This window comes from Citricoccus sp. I39-566 (genome assembly GCF_031432995.1).
In the GTDB taxonomy this organism is placed as follows: Bacteria; Actinomycetota; Actinomycetes; order Actinomycetales; family Micrococcaceae; genus Citricoccus; species Citricoccus nitrophenolicus_A.
In genome coordinates this window covers 2246074-2259577 of sequence record NZ_CP133842.1, presented here as the reverse complement: position 1 = coordinate 2259577, position 13504 = coordinate 2246074, and the positions used below count along the sequence as shown (strand labels likewise).

13 protein-coding genes and 4 tRNA genes are annotated in these 13504 nt (G+C 70.6%); 7 read left to right on the top strand and 10 right to left on the bottom strand.

The window, feature by feature from the left end; all coding sequences use genetic code 11:
• Window positions 1–2: 2 nt before the first annotated feature.
• The 4 genes from RE421_RS10370 to RE421_RS10355 are packed head-to-tail and all read right to left on the bottom strand — an operon-like array spanning window position 3 to window position 4166.
• The gene (locus tag RE421_RS10370; protein WP_309809432.1) at window positions 3–1700 is read right to left on the bottom strand and encodes a transcription antitermination factor NusB; all 1698 of its coding nucleotides are present in this window, start codon (window positions 1698–1700) and stop codon (window positions 3–5) included.
• Window positions 1697–2704 (bottom strand): methionyl-tRNA formyltransferase, encoded by a 1008-nt coding sequence (locus RE421_RS10365; RefSeq protein ID WP_309809431.1) that lies wholly within the window; start codon window positions 2702–2704, stop codon window positions 1697–1699. The genes RE421_RS10370 and RE421_RS10365 overlap by 4 nt, the downstream gene beginning before the upstream one ends.
• Window positions 2701–3258, bottom strand: a complete 558-nt coding sequence (def, locus tag RE421_RS10360) for a peptide deformylase (RefSeq protein ID WP_309809429.1) — start codon at window positions 3256–3258, stop codon at window positions 2701–2703. The genes RE421_RS10365 and def overlap by 4 nt, the downstream gene beginning before the upstream one ends.
• The gene (locus RE421_RS10355) at window positions 3255–4166 is read right to left on the bottom strand and encodes a cytochrome (protein ID WP_309809427.1); all 912 of its coding nucleotides are present in this window, start codon (window positions 4164–4166) and stop codon (window positions 3255–3257) included. The genes def and RE421_RS10355 overlap by 4 nt, the downstream gene beginning before the upstream one ends.
• Window positions 4167–4359: 193 nt before the next feature.
• On the opposite strand from RE421_RS10355, the gene RE421_RS10350 reads away from it, so the two are divergent.
• The 4 genes from RE421_RS10350 (at window position 4360) to RE421_RS10335 (ending at window position 4771) form a co-directional block, all read left to right on the top strand.
• Window positions 4360–4433 (top strand) — tRNA-Gly (locus RE421_RS10350).
• An 18-nt stretch (window positions 4434–4451) separates the two neighbouring features.
• A tRNA-Cys gene (locus RE421_RS10345) sits at window positions 4452–4522 on the top strand.
• A gap of 68 nt (window positions 4523–4590) precedes the next feature.
• A tRNA-Val gene (locus tag RE421_RS10340) sits at window positions 4591–4662 on the top strand.
• A 35-nt stretch (window positions 4663–4697) separates the two neighbouring features.
• A tRNA-Gly gene (locus tag RE421_RS10335) sits at window positions 4698–4771 on the top strand.
• Window positions 4772–5015: 244 nt separating this feature from the next.
• Here RE421_RS10335 and zapE read toward each other — a convergent pair.
• Window positions 5016–6116 carry a cell division protein ZapE gene (gene zapE, locus RE421_RS10330; protein WP_309809425.1) on the bottom strand — a complete coding sequence of 367 codons (1101 nt, stop codon included), beginning with the start codon at window positions 6114–6116 and terminating at the stop codon, window positions 5016–5018.
• Window positions 6117–6296: 180 nt separating this feature from the next.
• Here zapE and RE421_RS10325 point away from each other — a divergent pair, with 180 nt between their 5' ends.
• Genes RE421_RS10325 through ybaK form a run of 3 tightly spaced genes read left to right on the top strand, consistent with a single transcriptional unit; the run spans window position 6297 to window position 8232 of the window.
• The gene (locus RE421_RS10325) at window positions 6297–7217 is read left to right on the top strand and encodes a sulfurtransferase (protein WP_309809423.1); all 921 of its coding nucleotides are present in this window, start codon (window positions 6297–6299) and stop codon (window positions 7215–7217) included.
• Complete coding sequence (locus RE421_RS10320; RefSeq protein ID WP_309809420.1) at window positions 7214–7705, top strand: SufE family protein; 492 nt, start codon at window positions 7214–7216, stop codon at window positions 7703–7705. Before RE421_RS10325 ends, RE421_RS10320 begins: the two co-directional genes overlap by 4 nt.
• 11 nt (window positions 7706–7716) lie before the next feature.
• The gene (ybaK, locus tag RE421_RS10315) at window positions 7717–8232 is read left to right on the top strand and encodes a Cys-tRNA(Pro) deacylase (protein ID WP_309809418.1); all 516 of its coding nucleotides are present in this window, start codon (window positions 7717–7719) and stop codon (window positions 8230–8232) included.
• A gap of 51 nt (window positions 8233–8283) precedes the next feature.
• On the opposite strand, the gene RE421_RS10310 is transcribed toward ybaK, so the two are convergent.
• The 5 genes from RE421_RS10310 to RE421_RS10290 all read right to left on the bottom strand — a co-directional run bounded on the left by RE421_RS10310 (window position 8284) and on the right by RE421_RS10290 (window position 13344).
• The gene (locus RE421_RS10310; protein ID WP_309809416.1) at window positions 8284–9039 is read right to left on the bottom strand and encodes a GPP34 family phosphoprotein; all 756 of its coding nucleotides are present in this window, start codon (window positions 9037–9039) and stop codon (window positions 8284–8286) included.
• A gap of 31 nt (window positions 9040–9070) precedes the next feature.
• Window positions 9071–9691 carry a phosphatidylinositol phosphate synthase gene (gene pgsA / locus RE421_RS10305; protein WP_309809414.1) on the bottom strand — a complete coding sequence of 207 codons (621 nt, stop codon included), beginning with the start codon at window positions 9689–9691 and terminating at the stop codon, window positions 9071–9073.
• The gene (locus tag RE421_RS10300; protein ID WP_309809412.1) at window positions 9691–10293 is read right to left on the bottom strand and encodes an HIT domain-containing protein; all 603 of its coding nucleotides are present in this window, start codon (window positions 10291–10293) and stop codon (window positions 9691–9693) included. Before RE421_RS10300 ends, pgsA begins: the two co-directional genes overlap by 1 nt.
• Entirely contained in the window at window positions 10290–12314 is a 2025-nt protein-coding gene (gene thrS / locus RE421_RS10295; RefSeq protein ID WP_396134483.1) for a threonine--tRNA ligase, read from the bottom strand. The genes RE421_RS10300 and thrS overlap by 4 nt, the downstream gene beginning before the upstream one ends.
• A 127-nt stretch (window positions 12315–12441) precedes the next feature.
• Window positions 12442–13344: an SMP-30/gluconolactonase/LRE family protein gene (locus RE421_RS10290; protein ID WP_309809408.1), complete on the bottom strand. Its 903-nt coding sequence runs from the start codon at window positions 13342–13344 to the stop codon at window positions 12442–12444.
• Window positions 13345–13504 lie beyond the last annotated feature (160 nt).

The window sequence follows — 13504 nt, the reverse complement described above, 5'->3', positions numbered from 1 at the left end:
TCTCAGTCCTCGGCTTGGTGGGAGCCGGTCGTGCGGGATCCGGACGCGGGGGACCCGGCCTTGCGGAACAGGGCCATGAACATCGCGTCCGTGGAGTGCAGGTGGGGCCAGAGCTGGCTGGTGGTGCCGTCCCCGAAGCCGGGGTGGCCGGTGGCACCGCCCGCCTCCGTCAGGGAGGGGGCGACCTCGGTGAGGAAGGACGTGGTGTCCAGCAGTTCCAGTCCGGGATGGCGCCTGAGCGCGTCCTGCACCTGGAACACCGTCTCGGCTGGGTGGGGGGAACAGGTCACGTACCCTAGGACTCCCCCGGGCCTCAGCGCGCCCACGGCGGAGTCCAGGAGCTGGCGCTGGAGCTCGGTCAATGGACCGAGGTCGGAGGGCTGACGGCGCCACCGCGACTCCGGACGGCGGCGCAGGGCGCCCAGCCCCGTGCAGGGGGCGTCCACGAGGATGCGGTCGAAGGACTCCGCGTGCTCCGGGTCCAGCTCACGGCCGTCGCCGCACCGCACCGACCAGGTGGGCTCCCCGGAGTCCGCATGCCGGGGTACCGCCTCCAGGGCCCGCTCGACCAACCGGGCCCGGTGCTCGGCGGGTTCGTTCGCCAGCAGGTTCGCCCCGCGCTGGCGGGCCAGCGCCGCGAGCAGCGAGGCCTTGCCCCCGGGGCCGGCGCAGAGGTCCAGCCATCGTTCGGTCGCGTCGCCGGGTTCGCCCCCGCCGTCGCCGCCCTCGCCACCCAGGGGCACCCGCGTCAGGGCATGGGCCGTCAGCTGTGAGCCGACGTCCTGGACGCGGACGGTGCCCTCTTTCACACCGGGCAACCGGCCGGCGTCGCCCCCGTGGTACAAGGCCGAGTCCGGAGCCAGCGGACCGGGCTCCGCGCCGGCCTCGAGCACGGGGTCCAGATCACCCAGGCCGGGCAGGGCCACGAGATTGACGACCGGGGCGGCATTGTCCGCCTCCAGGAGGTCCACGAGTTCTGCCTTGACACGGTCCGCGGGGCGGCCGTGGTTGGCCAGCGACTGCCGGAGGGCCCGGATGATCCAGACCGGGTGGGAGTGGCGGATGGCCAGCACGTCGTCCGGGGTGGTGGCGGCCTCGGCGTCCTGGGGCGTCAGGGGCGCGAGCCGATCCAGCCAGGCCTCCCGGTCCTGGACCGTGACCTTGCGCAGCACGGCGTTGACGAATCCGGACGGACCCGCGCCGATCTGGTCGCGGACCAGGGCCACCGTGGAGTCGAGCGCCGCGTGGGCGGGCACGCGCATGGCGAGGAGCTGGTGGGCCCCGAGACGCAGGGCGTCCAGCACGGGGCGGTCCAGCTGGGCCAGGGGCCGGTCCACGCAGACGGCCAGGACGGCGTCGTAGAGGCCCTGCCCTCGCAGGGCTCCGTAGGCCAGCTCGGTGGCGAATCCGGCATCGCGCTGGTCCAGGCGGTGGGCCGCGATCCGGCCTGGTAGCACGAGGTTGGCGTAGGCGTCATCCCGGCTGACCGCCGTCAGGGTCTCGAAGGCGGCCAGCCGCGCCGGGTCTGCCTGGCGCGTGCGCTTCGACGGCGCGGAGGACGAGAACTGCCGGGGCCCGCCGGAGGTCCCGCGGTTGCGGGTGCGGCCCTTCTCGTCACGGCGGTCCTGGGACCGCCCCCGGCCGGAGGACTTCCTCGCCCCGGAGTCCCCCGGGCCGCTGTTCCGGCGCTCTGCGATCATGGCGTCTCCTCCTCTGCCGACCGGAACCGGGCCCCTGCGGGTAGGCCACGGGCCCAGTCGGCGGCGTTCATGGGCTTCTTGCCGGCCGGCTGGACCTGGACCAGGCGGACCGCGGAATCGGCGCACTGCAGGTGGACGGTCCGGCGGTCCCGGACCAGGTCGCCGGGTGCGGCTCCGGCCGCCGCCCCGGGCGCCTCCTCGGCGACGGCTCCGGCGAGCTTGACGCGCACCGGCGCCGTCGGGTCGTCCAACCATGCCCAGGCACCGGGCTCCGGCGTGGTCCCGTTGATGCGGGCCGCCACCTCGGCTGCCGGTCGCGCGGGGTCGATGAACCCGTCGGCTTGGTCGAGTTTGGGCGCGAAGGTCGGCTCCCCGCGCTGGGGCTCGGCGGTGGCGTCTCCGGCCAGGAGGTCCGTGAGGGTCCGGGACAGGAGGTCCGCGCCGGACAGGGCCAGCTCCGCCAGCACGTCCCCGGCGGTCTCCCCGGGGGCCAGGTCCCGGACGATCCTCGAGAACACCGGGCCCGTGTCCAGACCCTCCTCGAGCTGGAACACGCAGGCGCCGGTCTGCGTCTCCTGCTGGATCACCGCATGCTGCACGGGGGCCGCCCCACGGTAGGCGGGCAGCAGGGAGAAGTGCAGGTTCACCCAGCCGAGGCGGGGCAGCGCCAGGCCGGCGGCGGGCACGAGGGCCCCATAGGCCACGACGGCGGCCGCGTCCAGTTCCAGCGCGGCGATCCGTTCGAGGGTCTCCCGGCCCGGCTCGCCCGTCAGGCGAGAGGCGTGGAGGACGGGCAGTCCCAGTTCGGCGGCCCGAGCGGCCACGGGCGAGGGGGTCAGGACCTTCTTGCGGCCGACAGGGGCGTCGGGCCGGGTCAGCACGGCCGCCACGGTGAAGCCGGCCGCCACGAGGGCATCCAGGGAGGGGACCGCTGTGGCCGGGGTGCCGGCGAAGAGGATGCGGCCCTCCGCCGGGGACGGTGCTGGGACCTGTGCCGCGCTCACCGGAACCCCCCGAAGCTCGAGCTGATGGTGGAGGCACGGTCGGCCCGGGTGGAGGTGGAGATCCGGCCGTAGGCGGGGTCGCGGAGTTTGCGCCGGGAGTCCTTGCGGTCCTCTCCGGTGAGCCGGTCGATGTACAGCATGCCCTCCAGGTGGTCCACCTCGTGCTGGAAGCACCGGGCGGTCAGTCCTGTGCCGTGATACTCGACCGGCTCGCCGTCCCGGTCGGTGCCGGTGACGGTGGCCTCGGCGAAGCGGACGGGGTTGTAGTGCAGCCCCGGGACGGAGAGGCATCCCTCGCCCGGCTCGGTCACCACGTCCCCGCCGGTCTGCAAGACCGGGTTGATCACGTGTCCACGCTGGTCCTCCACGTCGAAGGTGAAGATCCTCAGCCCCACGCCGACCTGGGGTGCAGCGAGACCCACGCCGCCGACGTCGTCCATGGTCTCGAACATGTCCTGCACCAGGCGGTGCAGGTCACGCTCTGAACCCGCCACCGGATCGGCGGCGGTGCGGAGTATGGGATCGGGGACGGTGCGAATGGGCAGGACGGTCACGCGCCCACCTTAGCCGTGGTGGCCGGGGCGCCGCCCTCCCCCTGGGGGCCGGGCTGCTCGCCTGTGGTGGGCGGCGGCGGGCCAAGGGGGCGCAGGGCGGGGCCCGCGGCGTCGGCGGCCCGGGAGTGGCCCCAGACCTGGCGCAGGGCCCAGAACTTCCGCCAGTGGTCCGGCAGCACCTGGGGATTGGCCTGATGTGCCACCACCTCGGTCTGTCCCAGGGCCACGCCCAGCAGCACGGGGGCGTCGCCGTACTGCCAGGGCTCCCAGCTCCCGGACACCGGATCCACGAGGGACTCCTCGGCTTTGAGCCCGGCCACGAGCTGCATCACGACCTTGGCGTCGAGGGGCTTGACCCTGCCGTCCCGGCCGGTGCCCTTGGTCTTGTAGTCGACGATGCAGGTCCGTCCGCCGATCGAGGCCACGAGGTCCAGGGTGCCGGCGTAGCCCACGGTGCCGTTCCACACCGTCAGCTCGGTGGCCAGGGGGCGGACGTCGAAGAGGTCCCACCACTCGTCGAAGCGGTCCGCGTAGGCCGCCTCGCCATGCTCGGCCAGCACCTCGCGCATCGCGGCCATCTCATGGGGCCGGCCCAGGGCGCGCAGTCCCACCTGTTCGGCGTAGTTGTGGACGCGGTCCCCGCGCGCGGCGGCGTCGTCCCGGAAGCGTTCGGCCGCGTTGGAGGCCTGCTTCGCCACCGTCTTGAGCTGGGGCCGCGAGCCCACGGCCTGGGTCAGGCGCGGATCCTCGATCACCGCGGTGGCCGCCATGTGCCCCACCCACCCGCTGAGATCGGTGTTCTGCTGGGCGATCACCGTGGTGATGGACGGCACCTCGGGCACACCGGACAGGCTCCGCGCGTACATGCGTCCGTATTCGGTCTGGTGGGCGAGCTGGGGTTGCGTCATGGTCATCCATTGTCCCACCGGTCGCGGACGGGATAAGCGCGGGCCGGGGACCGGCCAGGGCGAGCGGGGAGGGAGAAGGAGGGGCGGAACACGCCGGGAGCTGGGCCGATTGGACGATCCCGCGCCGGGTGCACTAGAGTGATCTCTCGTTGGAAATCACGGTGACTGGTTCTTCCGGTCACCGGTTTTCTGTGCGGATGTAGCTCAGTTGGCTAGAGCGCCACCTTGCCAAGGTGGAGGTCGCGAGTTCGAATCTCGTCATCCGCTCGCAAGTCTCCAATCCCTGGTGGGGTGGCCGAGAGGCGAGGCAACGGCCTGCAAAGCCGTGTACGCGGGTTCGAATCCCGTCCCCACCTCGCATCGGTTTTCATCCGTTAGGATGGGGACCTGCATCTCAGCGGTTCCGGTTCTCCGGGGCTGATGGGCGCGATTAGCGCAGCGGTAGCGCGCTTCCCTGACACGGAAGAGGTCACTGGTTCGATCCCAGTATCGCGCACGGACAGGATCCCGAATCCGGGATAGCCTGATCCTGCGGATGTAGCTCAGTTGGCTAGAGCGCCACCTTGCCAAGGTGGAGGTCGCGAGTTCGAATCTCGTCATCCGCTCCGCGAGGACAATGGCCGCACCCGCTCGGGAGCGGCCATTGTCGTCTGCAGCATAGACCGCAGTCGCCGTTTCTCCCCTCAGGGGTTCAGAGAAGTTGCCACTCGCTGGTGGCCTTCCGTTCCAGCCGGGCGAAGCGGCGGCTCGTGGGTGCCGGCGCGACGACACCCAGGCCGTCCCAGGTCTCCACCGCGGTCGCCGCGTCCGGGAGACGCAGCCCTCCGCCACTTGCCCGCACGAGTGGCTTTACAGCCCCGTCTCCCCCATCTGCCCCTCACGGACGAGGGCGGTCATGCGGGAGACCGTGCGGAAGTACTTCTTCTGGTATCCACCGCCCATCATCTCCTCGGTGAAGAGCTGGTCGAACGGCACCCCGGAGGCGATCACCGGCACGTCCTTGTCATACAGCCGGTCCGCCAGGACCACGAACCGCAGGGCCATGGCCTGCTCGGAGATGGTCTCCACGTGGTGCAGCACCATGACGTCGACGTCCTCCACCAGCTTGCGGTAGCGGCTCGGGTGGACGCGGGTGAGGTTCGCGGTCAGGTCGGCGAAGTCGTCCTCGGAGACGACGGCGGCCTCGGGGAAACGCTCGGCCCTCACGGCCTCCAGCTGGTCGTCCTCCAGCGGGGCGGGAGCCGCGGTGAGCCCGCGGTGGCGGTAGTCCTCGCCGTCCACCCGGACCACGTCGAACTGCTCGGCCAGCACCTGGATCTCCCGCTTGAAGTCCTGGGCCGCGAAGCGACCATCACCCAGGGAGCCCGGCAGGGTGTTGGACGTGGCCACGAGCTTCACACCGGCATCGGCAAGCTCCCGCATCAGCCGGGACATCAGCACCGTGTCCCCCGGATCGTCCAGCTCGAACTCGTCGATGCAGACCAGGGTGTACTCCTTGAGCACGTCCACGGTCTTCCGGAAGGACAACGCGCCCACCAGGTTGGTGTACTCCACGAAGGTGCCGAAGGCCTTGGGCCCCGGGGCGGCATGCCATGTGGAGGCCAGCAGGTGGGTCTTGCCCACACCGAAGCCGCCGTCCAGGTAGATGCCGGTGGCCGACGTCGCGCCCTTCTTCCCGGCCTTCCCCCCGGACTTGCCGCCCTTCAGGAAGCCGAACAGGCCACCGCCGGAGCCGGCGGACCGGCCACCGGAACCACCGCGGCGGCCGGAGATGGAGGCGGCGAATTCCCGCAGCCGGTTCACGGCCTCGGCCTGGGAGGGGTGGGACGGATCCGGGATGTACGTGTCGAAGGACACCTCCCCGAAGCGGTAGGAGGGATGGAAGCCGGCGAGCAGGTCCTCGGCGGACACCTGCGGGGTGCGGTCGGCGAGGTGGACGATCTCGGCCACGGGCTGCTCCATCCTGGACGGTGACGGTTCTGGTGCTGGTGAAGGGCGCTGCAGTGATACTGCGCTGTATTGCGGGGTACTGCTGGTGACTGCGTCGGTAACTCTACCGCCGCACACCGCGGCTCAATGAAGGGTCACCTCAGTGAATACCTCCCGCCCCTGTGGCGTAATGTACGCACCATGACTGCGGATTCCACCACCTCCCCCGGCACCCCGACCGACGCAACCGACTTCTCCGCCTACGCACACCCGGAGAAGCTCGTCTCCACCCAGTGGGTGGCGGACCACTCCGGCGACGAGAACGTGGTCGTCCTCGAGTCCAACGAGGACACCCTGCTCTACTCCATGGGCCACGTCCCGGGCGCGCTGAAGATCGACTGGCACACGGAGCTCAATGACCCGGTCACCCGCGACTTCGTGGGACCCGAGGAGTTCGCCCGGGTGCTGGGCTCCAAGGGCATCAGCCGGGACACCACGGTGGTGTTCTACGGCGACAAGTCCAACTGGTGGGCCGCCTACGCCCTGTGGGTCTTCACCCTCTACGGGCACGCGGACACCCGCCTGATGGACGGCGGCCGGGACAAGTGGATCGCCGAGGGGCGCGAGACCACCAAGGAGGTCCGCGAGGTCACCGCCGTGGACTACCCCGTCATCGAGCGGGACGACTCCACCGAGCGCGCCTCCCGCGAGGACGTCCTGGATCACTTCGGCGCCCCGCTCGTGGACGTCCGCTCGCCGCTGGAGTACACCGGCGAGACCACCCACATGGACGGCTACCCGCAGGAGGGCACCCTGCGCGGGGGCCACATCCCGACCGCCGCCTCTGTGCCGTGGGCCAGGGCCGCCAACGAGGACGGGACGTTCAAGTCCCGTGAGGAGCTGGAGCAGATCTACAAGGTCGAGGCCGGCGTGGGCGAGTCCGACGACGTGGTGGCCTACTGCCGCATCGGTGAGCGCTCGTCCCACACCTGGTTCGTGCTGCGTCACCTTCTCGGCTACGAGAAGGTCCGCAACTACGACGGCTCCTGGACCGAGTGGGGCAACTCCGTGCGCCTGCCGATCGCCGTGGGCACCGAGCCGGGCGAGGCACCGGTCCGATGAGCGTCCCCGCGAAGCTGCAGGAGATCATCGACGACTTCCAGGCCGTGCCGGATGCGGAGAAGCTGGAGCTGCTGCTCGAGTTCTCCGAGGAGCTGCCGGGCCTGCCGCCCCGCTACGAGGGTCATCAGGACGAGATGGAACAGGTCGTCGAGTGCCAGACCCCGCTGTTCCTGGCCCTCGAGCTGGAACCGGCGCCGGAGGCGCCGGCCGGGACAGCAGGGGCAGAAGGGCACGACGCCGGCCCCTCACCTGATCCCCTCGTCCGCCTGTTCGTCTCGGCCCCACCGGAGGCCCCGACGACCCGGGGCTTCGCCTCGGTGCTGTCCCAGGGTCTCGACGGGCTTCCCGCCTCCGAGGTCCTGGCGGTCCCGGAGGACCTGGCCGGCCGGCTGGGCCTGCAGAAGTCACTGACCCCGCTGCGCCTGCGCGGCATGTCCGCCCTGCTGGCGCGCATCAAGCGCAACATCACCAGCCGCCTGGCCGCCTGAGTCCGATCACCATGGCACGGCGACCCACCGCGGCGACGCCGGCCCTGACCGCCCTGCACCGGGCCGGCGTCGCCCACGAGGTGCTGGAGTTCGAGATGGACGAGTCCGCGCCGGGGACCGGTGCGGGTGCCGATGCCGGCTACGGCCTCCGGGCCGCGGCGGCACTCGGAGCCGATCCCCGGCACGTGTTCAAGACACTGATGGTGCAGGTGCCGGACGGCTCCCTGGCCGCCGGGGTGGTCCCGGTCGCGGGCACCCTGGACCTCAAGGCCCTGGCCGCGGCCCTGGGCGTCAAGAGGGTCACCATGGCCGATCCGGCACTGGCCGAACGGCGCACCGGCTACGTGGTCGGCGGGATCTCCCCCTTGGGTCAACGGCAGCGCTGTCCCGTGGTGCTGGACTCCTCGGCCCTGGCCCTGCCGACCCTCCTCGTCTCGGGCGGCCTGCGCGGCTTGGAGGTCAGGCTCGCCCCCGAGGACCTGGTCCATGCCCTCGGCGCGGCGGTCGCGGACATCGCCTCGCCCTGAGCGGTGCGGGCCCTGTCAGTCCGGCACCGTACAGTGTCAGCCCGGCACCGTTCAGTCCAGGGCCGAGGCCCCGCCCGTCGTGGCGGTGAGCGCCTCAGCCACCGCGTTCTCGGTGGCCAGCAGCGCCTCCGCCATGGACTGCTGCGTGGCCGGACTTCCGGTGGGGGTGAGGGCGGCGGCGCGGATGTGGGCCTTGTCCACGTCCGGGAAGAGCCGGTGCAGGAGTCTCGTGGTGCGCAACAGGGAGATGAGCGGCCAGGTGAGGTCGTCGGCCGGGCTCCCGTCCATCAGCACCGCCCGGATCCGCTCGCGCAGCTCCTGCTCGAAGTGGTGGTCCCGCTCCATGTAGCGGGTGCGGTGGAAGATCCACAGCACGGTGCTCTCCCCCTCCTCCACGATCCGGCGTTTGACCAGCGAGGCGGCGACCGCATCACGCAGGGATTGGCGGGAGAAGCGGTTGATCCACTGCTCGGCGTCCCGGTGCCGCGTGAAGGCATTGATGATGTCCCAGACCTGTTCCAGCGGCCATTCGAGATCGGGCGTGCGGGCCCAGACGGGGGGGTTGCGGTCCGCCGCGAAGACCTGTTCCGGGTGTTCGATCGAGCGCACGGTGGTGGCCGTCACCTCGAGCCGTCCCCGGCGGGCCAGCTCAGTGATCGCCGCACCGGCGATGCCCATACCGGCGGTCGGCCCGTCCAGCAGCAACCGCCCCTTCTTCTCGTCCAGACAGAGCAGGAGGAAGTACTCGGGGATGTTCAGGGGACGGTCGATGACAGCCTCGTCGCTGCCGGTGATGGGCTCGCTCATGGTCCCATTGTGACGCAGTCCCCAGGCCTGGTCAGGAGCTGGGAGGTTGTGCCCTGCTCTGTCGGCGCACCGTGACCATCCGCTGGCCGACCGTGACAGCGGAGGCCACGGCCAGCAGCACCAGCACCATGGTCAACACCCACGGGTTCAGCCCCAGACCGGTGAGGCCGGCGAACACGAGCGTCACCACGAGCCGTTCGGCCCGTTCCGCGATGCCCGTGTTGGCCTCGAACCCGAGCGACTCGGCCTTGGCGCGGACGTAGGAGACCAGCATGCCCAGCGCCAGGCTGGCGCCGGCGGCCGCGCCGGCGATCCAGAGGTCTCCGGCGCCGAAGAACCACAGCATCAGTCCCAGGAAGACGGCCGCGTCCTGGACGCGGTCGAGCGTGGAGTCCAGGAAGTTCCCCCACCGCCCGGTGGTGCCGGCCAGCCGGGCCATCACGCCGTCCAGGACGTCCGAGAACACGAACAGCGTGATGACCATGGTGCCCCAGAACAGCTCGCCCATCGGGAACAGCACCAGCGCCCCGAAGGTGACGCCCAGCGTCCCCACGATCGTGACGGCGTCCGCCGAGACGCCGCGGGCCAGCAGGAACCTGGCCACCGGCGTGAAGATCCGGGCGAACAGGGCCCGTGCGGAGCGGTTGAGCATCAGCCGCCCTGCCGGGCATCGAACTCGGCCTCGGCCCCCGCCCAGGCTCCGGCCACGGCGGAACGCACGGTGTCCAGGGTGACCGTGATGTTCTTGGTCTCCGCGATGATCGGCAGGAAGTTCCCGTCCCCGCCCCAGCGCGGGACGATGTGCTGGTGCAGGTGGGCCGCGATGCCGGCACCCCCGGTCTTGCCCTGGTTCATCCCGAGATTGAAACCGGTGGCCCGGGCGGTGCCCCGCAGGGCGATCATCGCCACCTGGGACAGCCGGGCCAGTTCCGCGGTCTCCTCCAGGGTCAGGTCCGTGTAGTCGGGCACGTGGCGGTACGGGCAGACCAGCAGGTGGCCGGCATTGTAGGGGTAGAGGTTGCACAGCACGTAGGCGGTCTCGCCCCGAGCCACGATCAGCGACTGCTCGTCCGAACGCCCGGGTGCGGCACAGAACGGGCAGGTGGACTCGCCGCTGACCTGGTCCTGTCCCCCGCGGACGTACGCCATCCGGTGCGGGTTCCACAGCCGTTGGAAGCCGTCCGGCGTCCCGGCGAGCTGGAAGTCGTCGGTGACGGGGCCGTCGTCGGGACATCCCTCCGGGCCGGATGTCACTGCGACTCCCGATTCCTCACGGCCCGCACGATCCGCTCCACGGCCTCCGCGACCGGCACCCCGTTGTCCTGACTGCCGTCCCGGAAGCGGAAGGACACGGCACCGGCCTCGGCGTCCTCGCCGCCGGCGATGAGCACGAACGGCACCTTCTCCTTGGACGCGGTCCGGATCTTCTTCGGGAACCGGTCCGAGCCGTCGTCCAGGCGGGCACGGATGCCCTGCGCCCTGAGCTGGTCGACCACGTCCCCCAGGTAGTCGTTGAAGGCCTCGGCCACCGGGATCGCCACGACCTGCTCGGGCGCCAGCCAGGCAGGGAAGGCCCCGGCGTAGTGCTCGGTGAGCACTCCGAGGAAGCGCTCGATCGAGCCGAACAGGGCGCGGTGGATCATCACGGGCCGCTGGCGGGAGCCGTCCGCGGCCTGGTACTCGAGGTCGAACCGCTCCGGCAGGTTGAAGTCCAGCTGGATGGTGGACATCTGCCAGGTGCGGCCGATCGCGTCCTTGGCCTGGACAGAGATCTTGGGACCGTAGAACGCCGCTCCACCCGGGTCCGGCACGAGATCCAGGCCGGAGGCGGTGGCGACCTCCTCCAGGGTGCGGGTGGCCTCCTCCCACACGGCGTCCTCGCCCACGTACTTCTCCGGGTCCTTGGTGGAGAGCTCGAGGTAGAAGTCGTTGAGTCCGTAGTCCTTCAGCAGGTCCAGCACGAAGGTCAGGGTGGAGGTCAGCTCCTCCTTCATCTGCTCCTTGGTGCAGTAGATGTGGGCGTCGTCCTGGGTCATGCCGCGCACGCGGGTCAGGCCGTGGACCACCCCGGACTTCTCATACCGGTAGACCTGCCCGAACTCGAACAGGCGCAGCGGCAACTCGCGGTAGGACCGCCCCCGCGAGGCGAAGATCAGGTTGTGCATCGGGCAGTTCATGGGCTTGAGGTAGTAGTTCTGCCCCGGCTTGGTGATCTCGCCGGTGGCGGGATCCCGCTGCTCGTCGATCTGCATGGGCGGGAACATGCCGTCCGCATACCAGTCCAGGTGCCCGGAGATCTCGTAGAGGTGCTGCTTGGTGATGTGCGGGGTGTAGACGAACTCGTAGCCGGCCTCGGTGTGGCGCTGACGCGAGTAGTCCTCCATCTCCTTGCGGATGATGCCGCCGCGCGGGTGGAACACGGGCAGTCCGGAGCCGAGCTCGTCCGGGAAGGAGAACAGGTCCAGCTCGGCGCCGAGGCGGCGGTGGTCCCGGCGCTCGGCCTCGGCCAGTCGCTCCTGGTAGGCCTTGAGGTCATCCTTGGTAGGCCACGCCGTGCCGTAGATGCGCTGCAGCTGCTGGTTCTTCTCGTTGCCGAGCCAGTACGCCGCGGCCGAGCGGGTCAGGGCGAAGGCGTTGGCGATCAGCTTGGTGTTGGGCAGGTGCGGTCCGCGGCAGAGGTCGCACCACACCGTGTCCCCGGACTTGCGGTCCACGTTGTCATAGAGGGTGATCTCCCCGGCGCCCACCTCGATGTTGGCGCCCTCCCCCACGGCATCGGCGTCATCCTGCTTGCCGAGCAGCTCCAGCTTGTAGGGCTCGTCCGCCATCGCCTGGCGCGCCTCGGCCTCGGTGACCACACGGCGGGAGAAGGTCTGGCTCGAGTTGACGATCTTGAGCATCATCTTCTCGAGGGTCTTGAGGTCCTCAGGGGTGAAGGGCTCGGCCACGTCGAAGTCGAAGTAGAAGCCGTCCGTGATGTACGGGCCGATGCCCAGCTTGGCGTCCGGACGCAGCTGCTGCACGGCCTGGGCCATCACGTGGGCCGTGGAGTGGCGCAGGACGTTCAGGCCGTCCTCTTCGGAGATATCCACCCCCACGACGTCGGCCCCCGCCGGGATCTGCCGGCTCAAGTCCTGCAGCTGGCCGTCCACGCGCATCACGACGGTGGTCTTCTGGTCGGCGAAGAGCTCCGTGCCCGTGGTCCCCGAGGTCACCTCCCGCTGCTCCGCGTTGACGGTGACGGTGATCAGTTCGTTCTGCGACGCCTCGGACACGGTCCGGTTCCTCCTCGGGTAGGGCTTCTGAGCTGGTGGCATACGGTGGCCACCGCCAGCCACCGGCCATTCTAGGGCAGTGCGGGGGCTCAGCAGGCGAGGAGCACGAGGCACCCCCTCACGCGCCTCACCCGGCGAAAACCCGGGTCGGCAGGCCCCGCACCCCGGCATAGGCCACGAACAGGGACCCGGCCAGCGGATCCTCCTCGGTATCGACGTCCTCCTGGGAGGTGGTGATGTACAGCCGGTCCAGGTGTTCGCCACCGAAGGTGCACGCGGTGACCTTGGACGCCGGCACCTCGACGACCTCGTCAAGCCGGCCATCCGGCCGGTACCGATGGACGCCTCCCCGGTTGACCACGGCCACCCACACCCCGCCCTCGGCATCGACGGTCAACCCGTCTGGCAGGCCGCCGTCGGGCAGCTGCGCAAAGACCCGGGGGTCCCTGAGGCCGTTCTCGGCGTCATAGTCGAACACGGACACCTGCCCTGTGGGGGTGTCGTTGTAGTAGGCCAGTGAGCCGTCCGGGCTCCACTCCAGGCCGTTGGACACCGTCACACCCCCGAACACCACCTCCACCCGACCGTCCGGATCCAATCGGTAGAGCGAGGCTGCACCCGGGGACTGGTCATAGGCCATGGACCCGCAGTAGAACCGGCCGTCAGGATCGCAGCCGCCCTCGTTCATCCGCACCGCAGCCGACCCCCAGACCTCGGGCAGCGTGGTGATGGCGCCGCCGGGGTCGAGCAGGGCGAACCCGCGCTCGACCCCGACCACGGCACCGCCGCCGTCACGCGGCCGGACCGCCGCGGCCACCGAGCCGACGTGCTGACGGTGCACGCCCGCCTCAGAGACGGACAAGATATCTCCCGCCAGCATGTCCACCCAGCGCAGTCCGTCGTGCGGGCCGCGCTGTCGGCCGGCCTGCTGGCCGGCGTGTTCCGCACGCTGGTCTCCCGACCAGTGTTCCGACCACACCGGCCCCTCCCCGTGGTAGGCGATCGGGTCGGTGACCTGCTCGGCGCGCATGGGATCCTCCGGGGTGAACGGCGCTGATGGACTGTCCCAGTCAGCCAATCCCCTGACCCGCATCCGACGCAAGGACTGCCTTCCGGGCGCTTCCGGAGGATGACAGGATGGCCGCATGCCCGTCACTCAGCGACTGTTCGGCGCCCGATGGCCCCGGTGG

Excerpts from the sequence above, each read along its gene's own strand:
- RE421_RS10310 (WP_309809416.1), bottom strand. The coding sequence starts at position 9,039 with ATGAGCGAGCCCATCACCGGCAGCGACGAGGCTGTCATCGACCGTCCC.
- pgsA (WP_309809414.1), bottom strand. The coding sequence starts at position 9,691 with ATGCTCAACCGCTCCGCACGGGCCCTGTTCGCCCGGATCTTCACGCCG.
- RE421_RS10370 (WP_309809432.1), bottom strand. The coding sequence starts at position 1,700 with ATGATCGCAGAGCGCCGGAACAGCGGCCCGGGGGACTCCGGGGCGAGG.
- RE421_RS10290 (WP_309809408.1), bottom strand. The coding sequence starts at position 13,344 with ATGCGCGCCGAGCAGGTCACCGACCCGATCGCCTACCACGGGGAGGGG.
- RE421_RS10320 (WP_309809420.1), top strand. The coding sequence starts at position 7,214 with ATGAGCGTCCCCGCGAAGCTGCAGGAGATCATCGACGACTTCCAGGCC.
- RE421_RS10355 (WP_309809427.1), bottom strand. The coding sequence starts at position 4,166 with ATGACGCAACCCCAGCTCGCCCACCAGACCGAATACGGACGCATGTAC.
- RE421_RS10325 (WP_309809423.1), top strand. The coding sequence starts at position 6,297 with ATGACTGCGGATTCCACCACCTCCCCCGGCACCCCGACCGACGCAACC.
- ybaK (WP_309809418.1), top strand. The coding sequence starts at position 7,717 with ATGGCACGGCGACCCACCGCGGCGACGCCGGCCCTGACCGCCCTGCAC.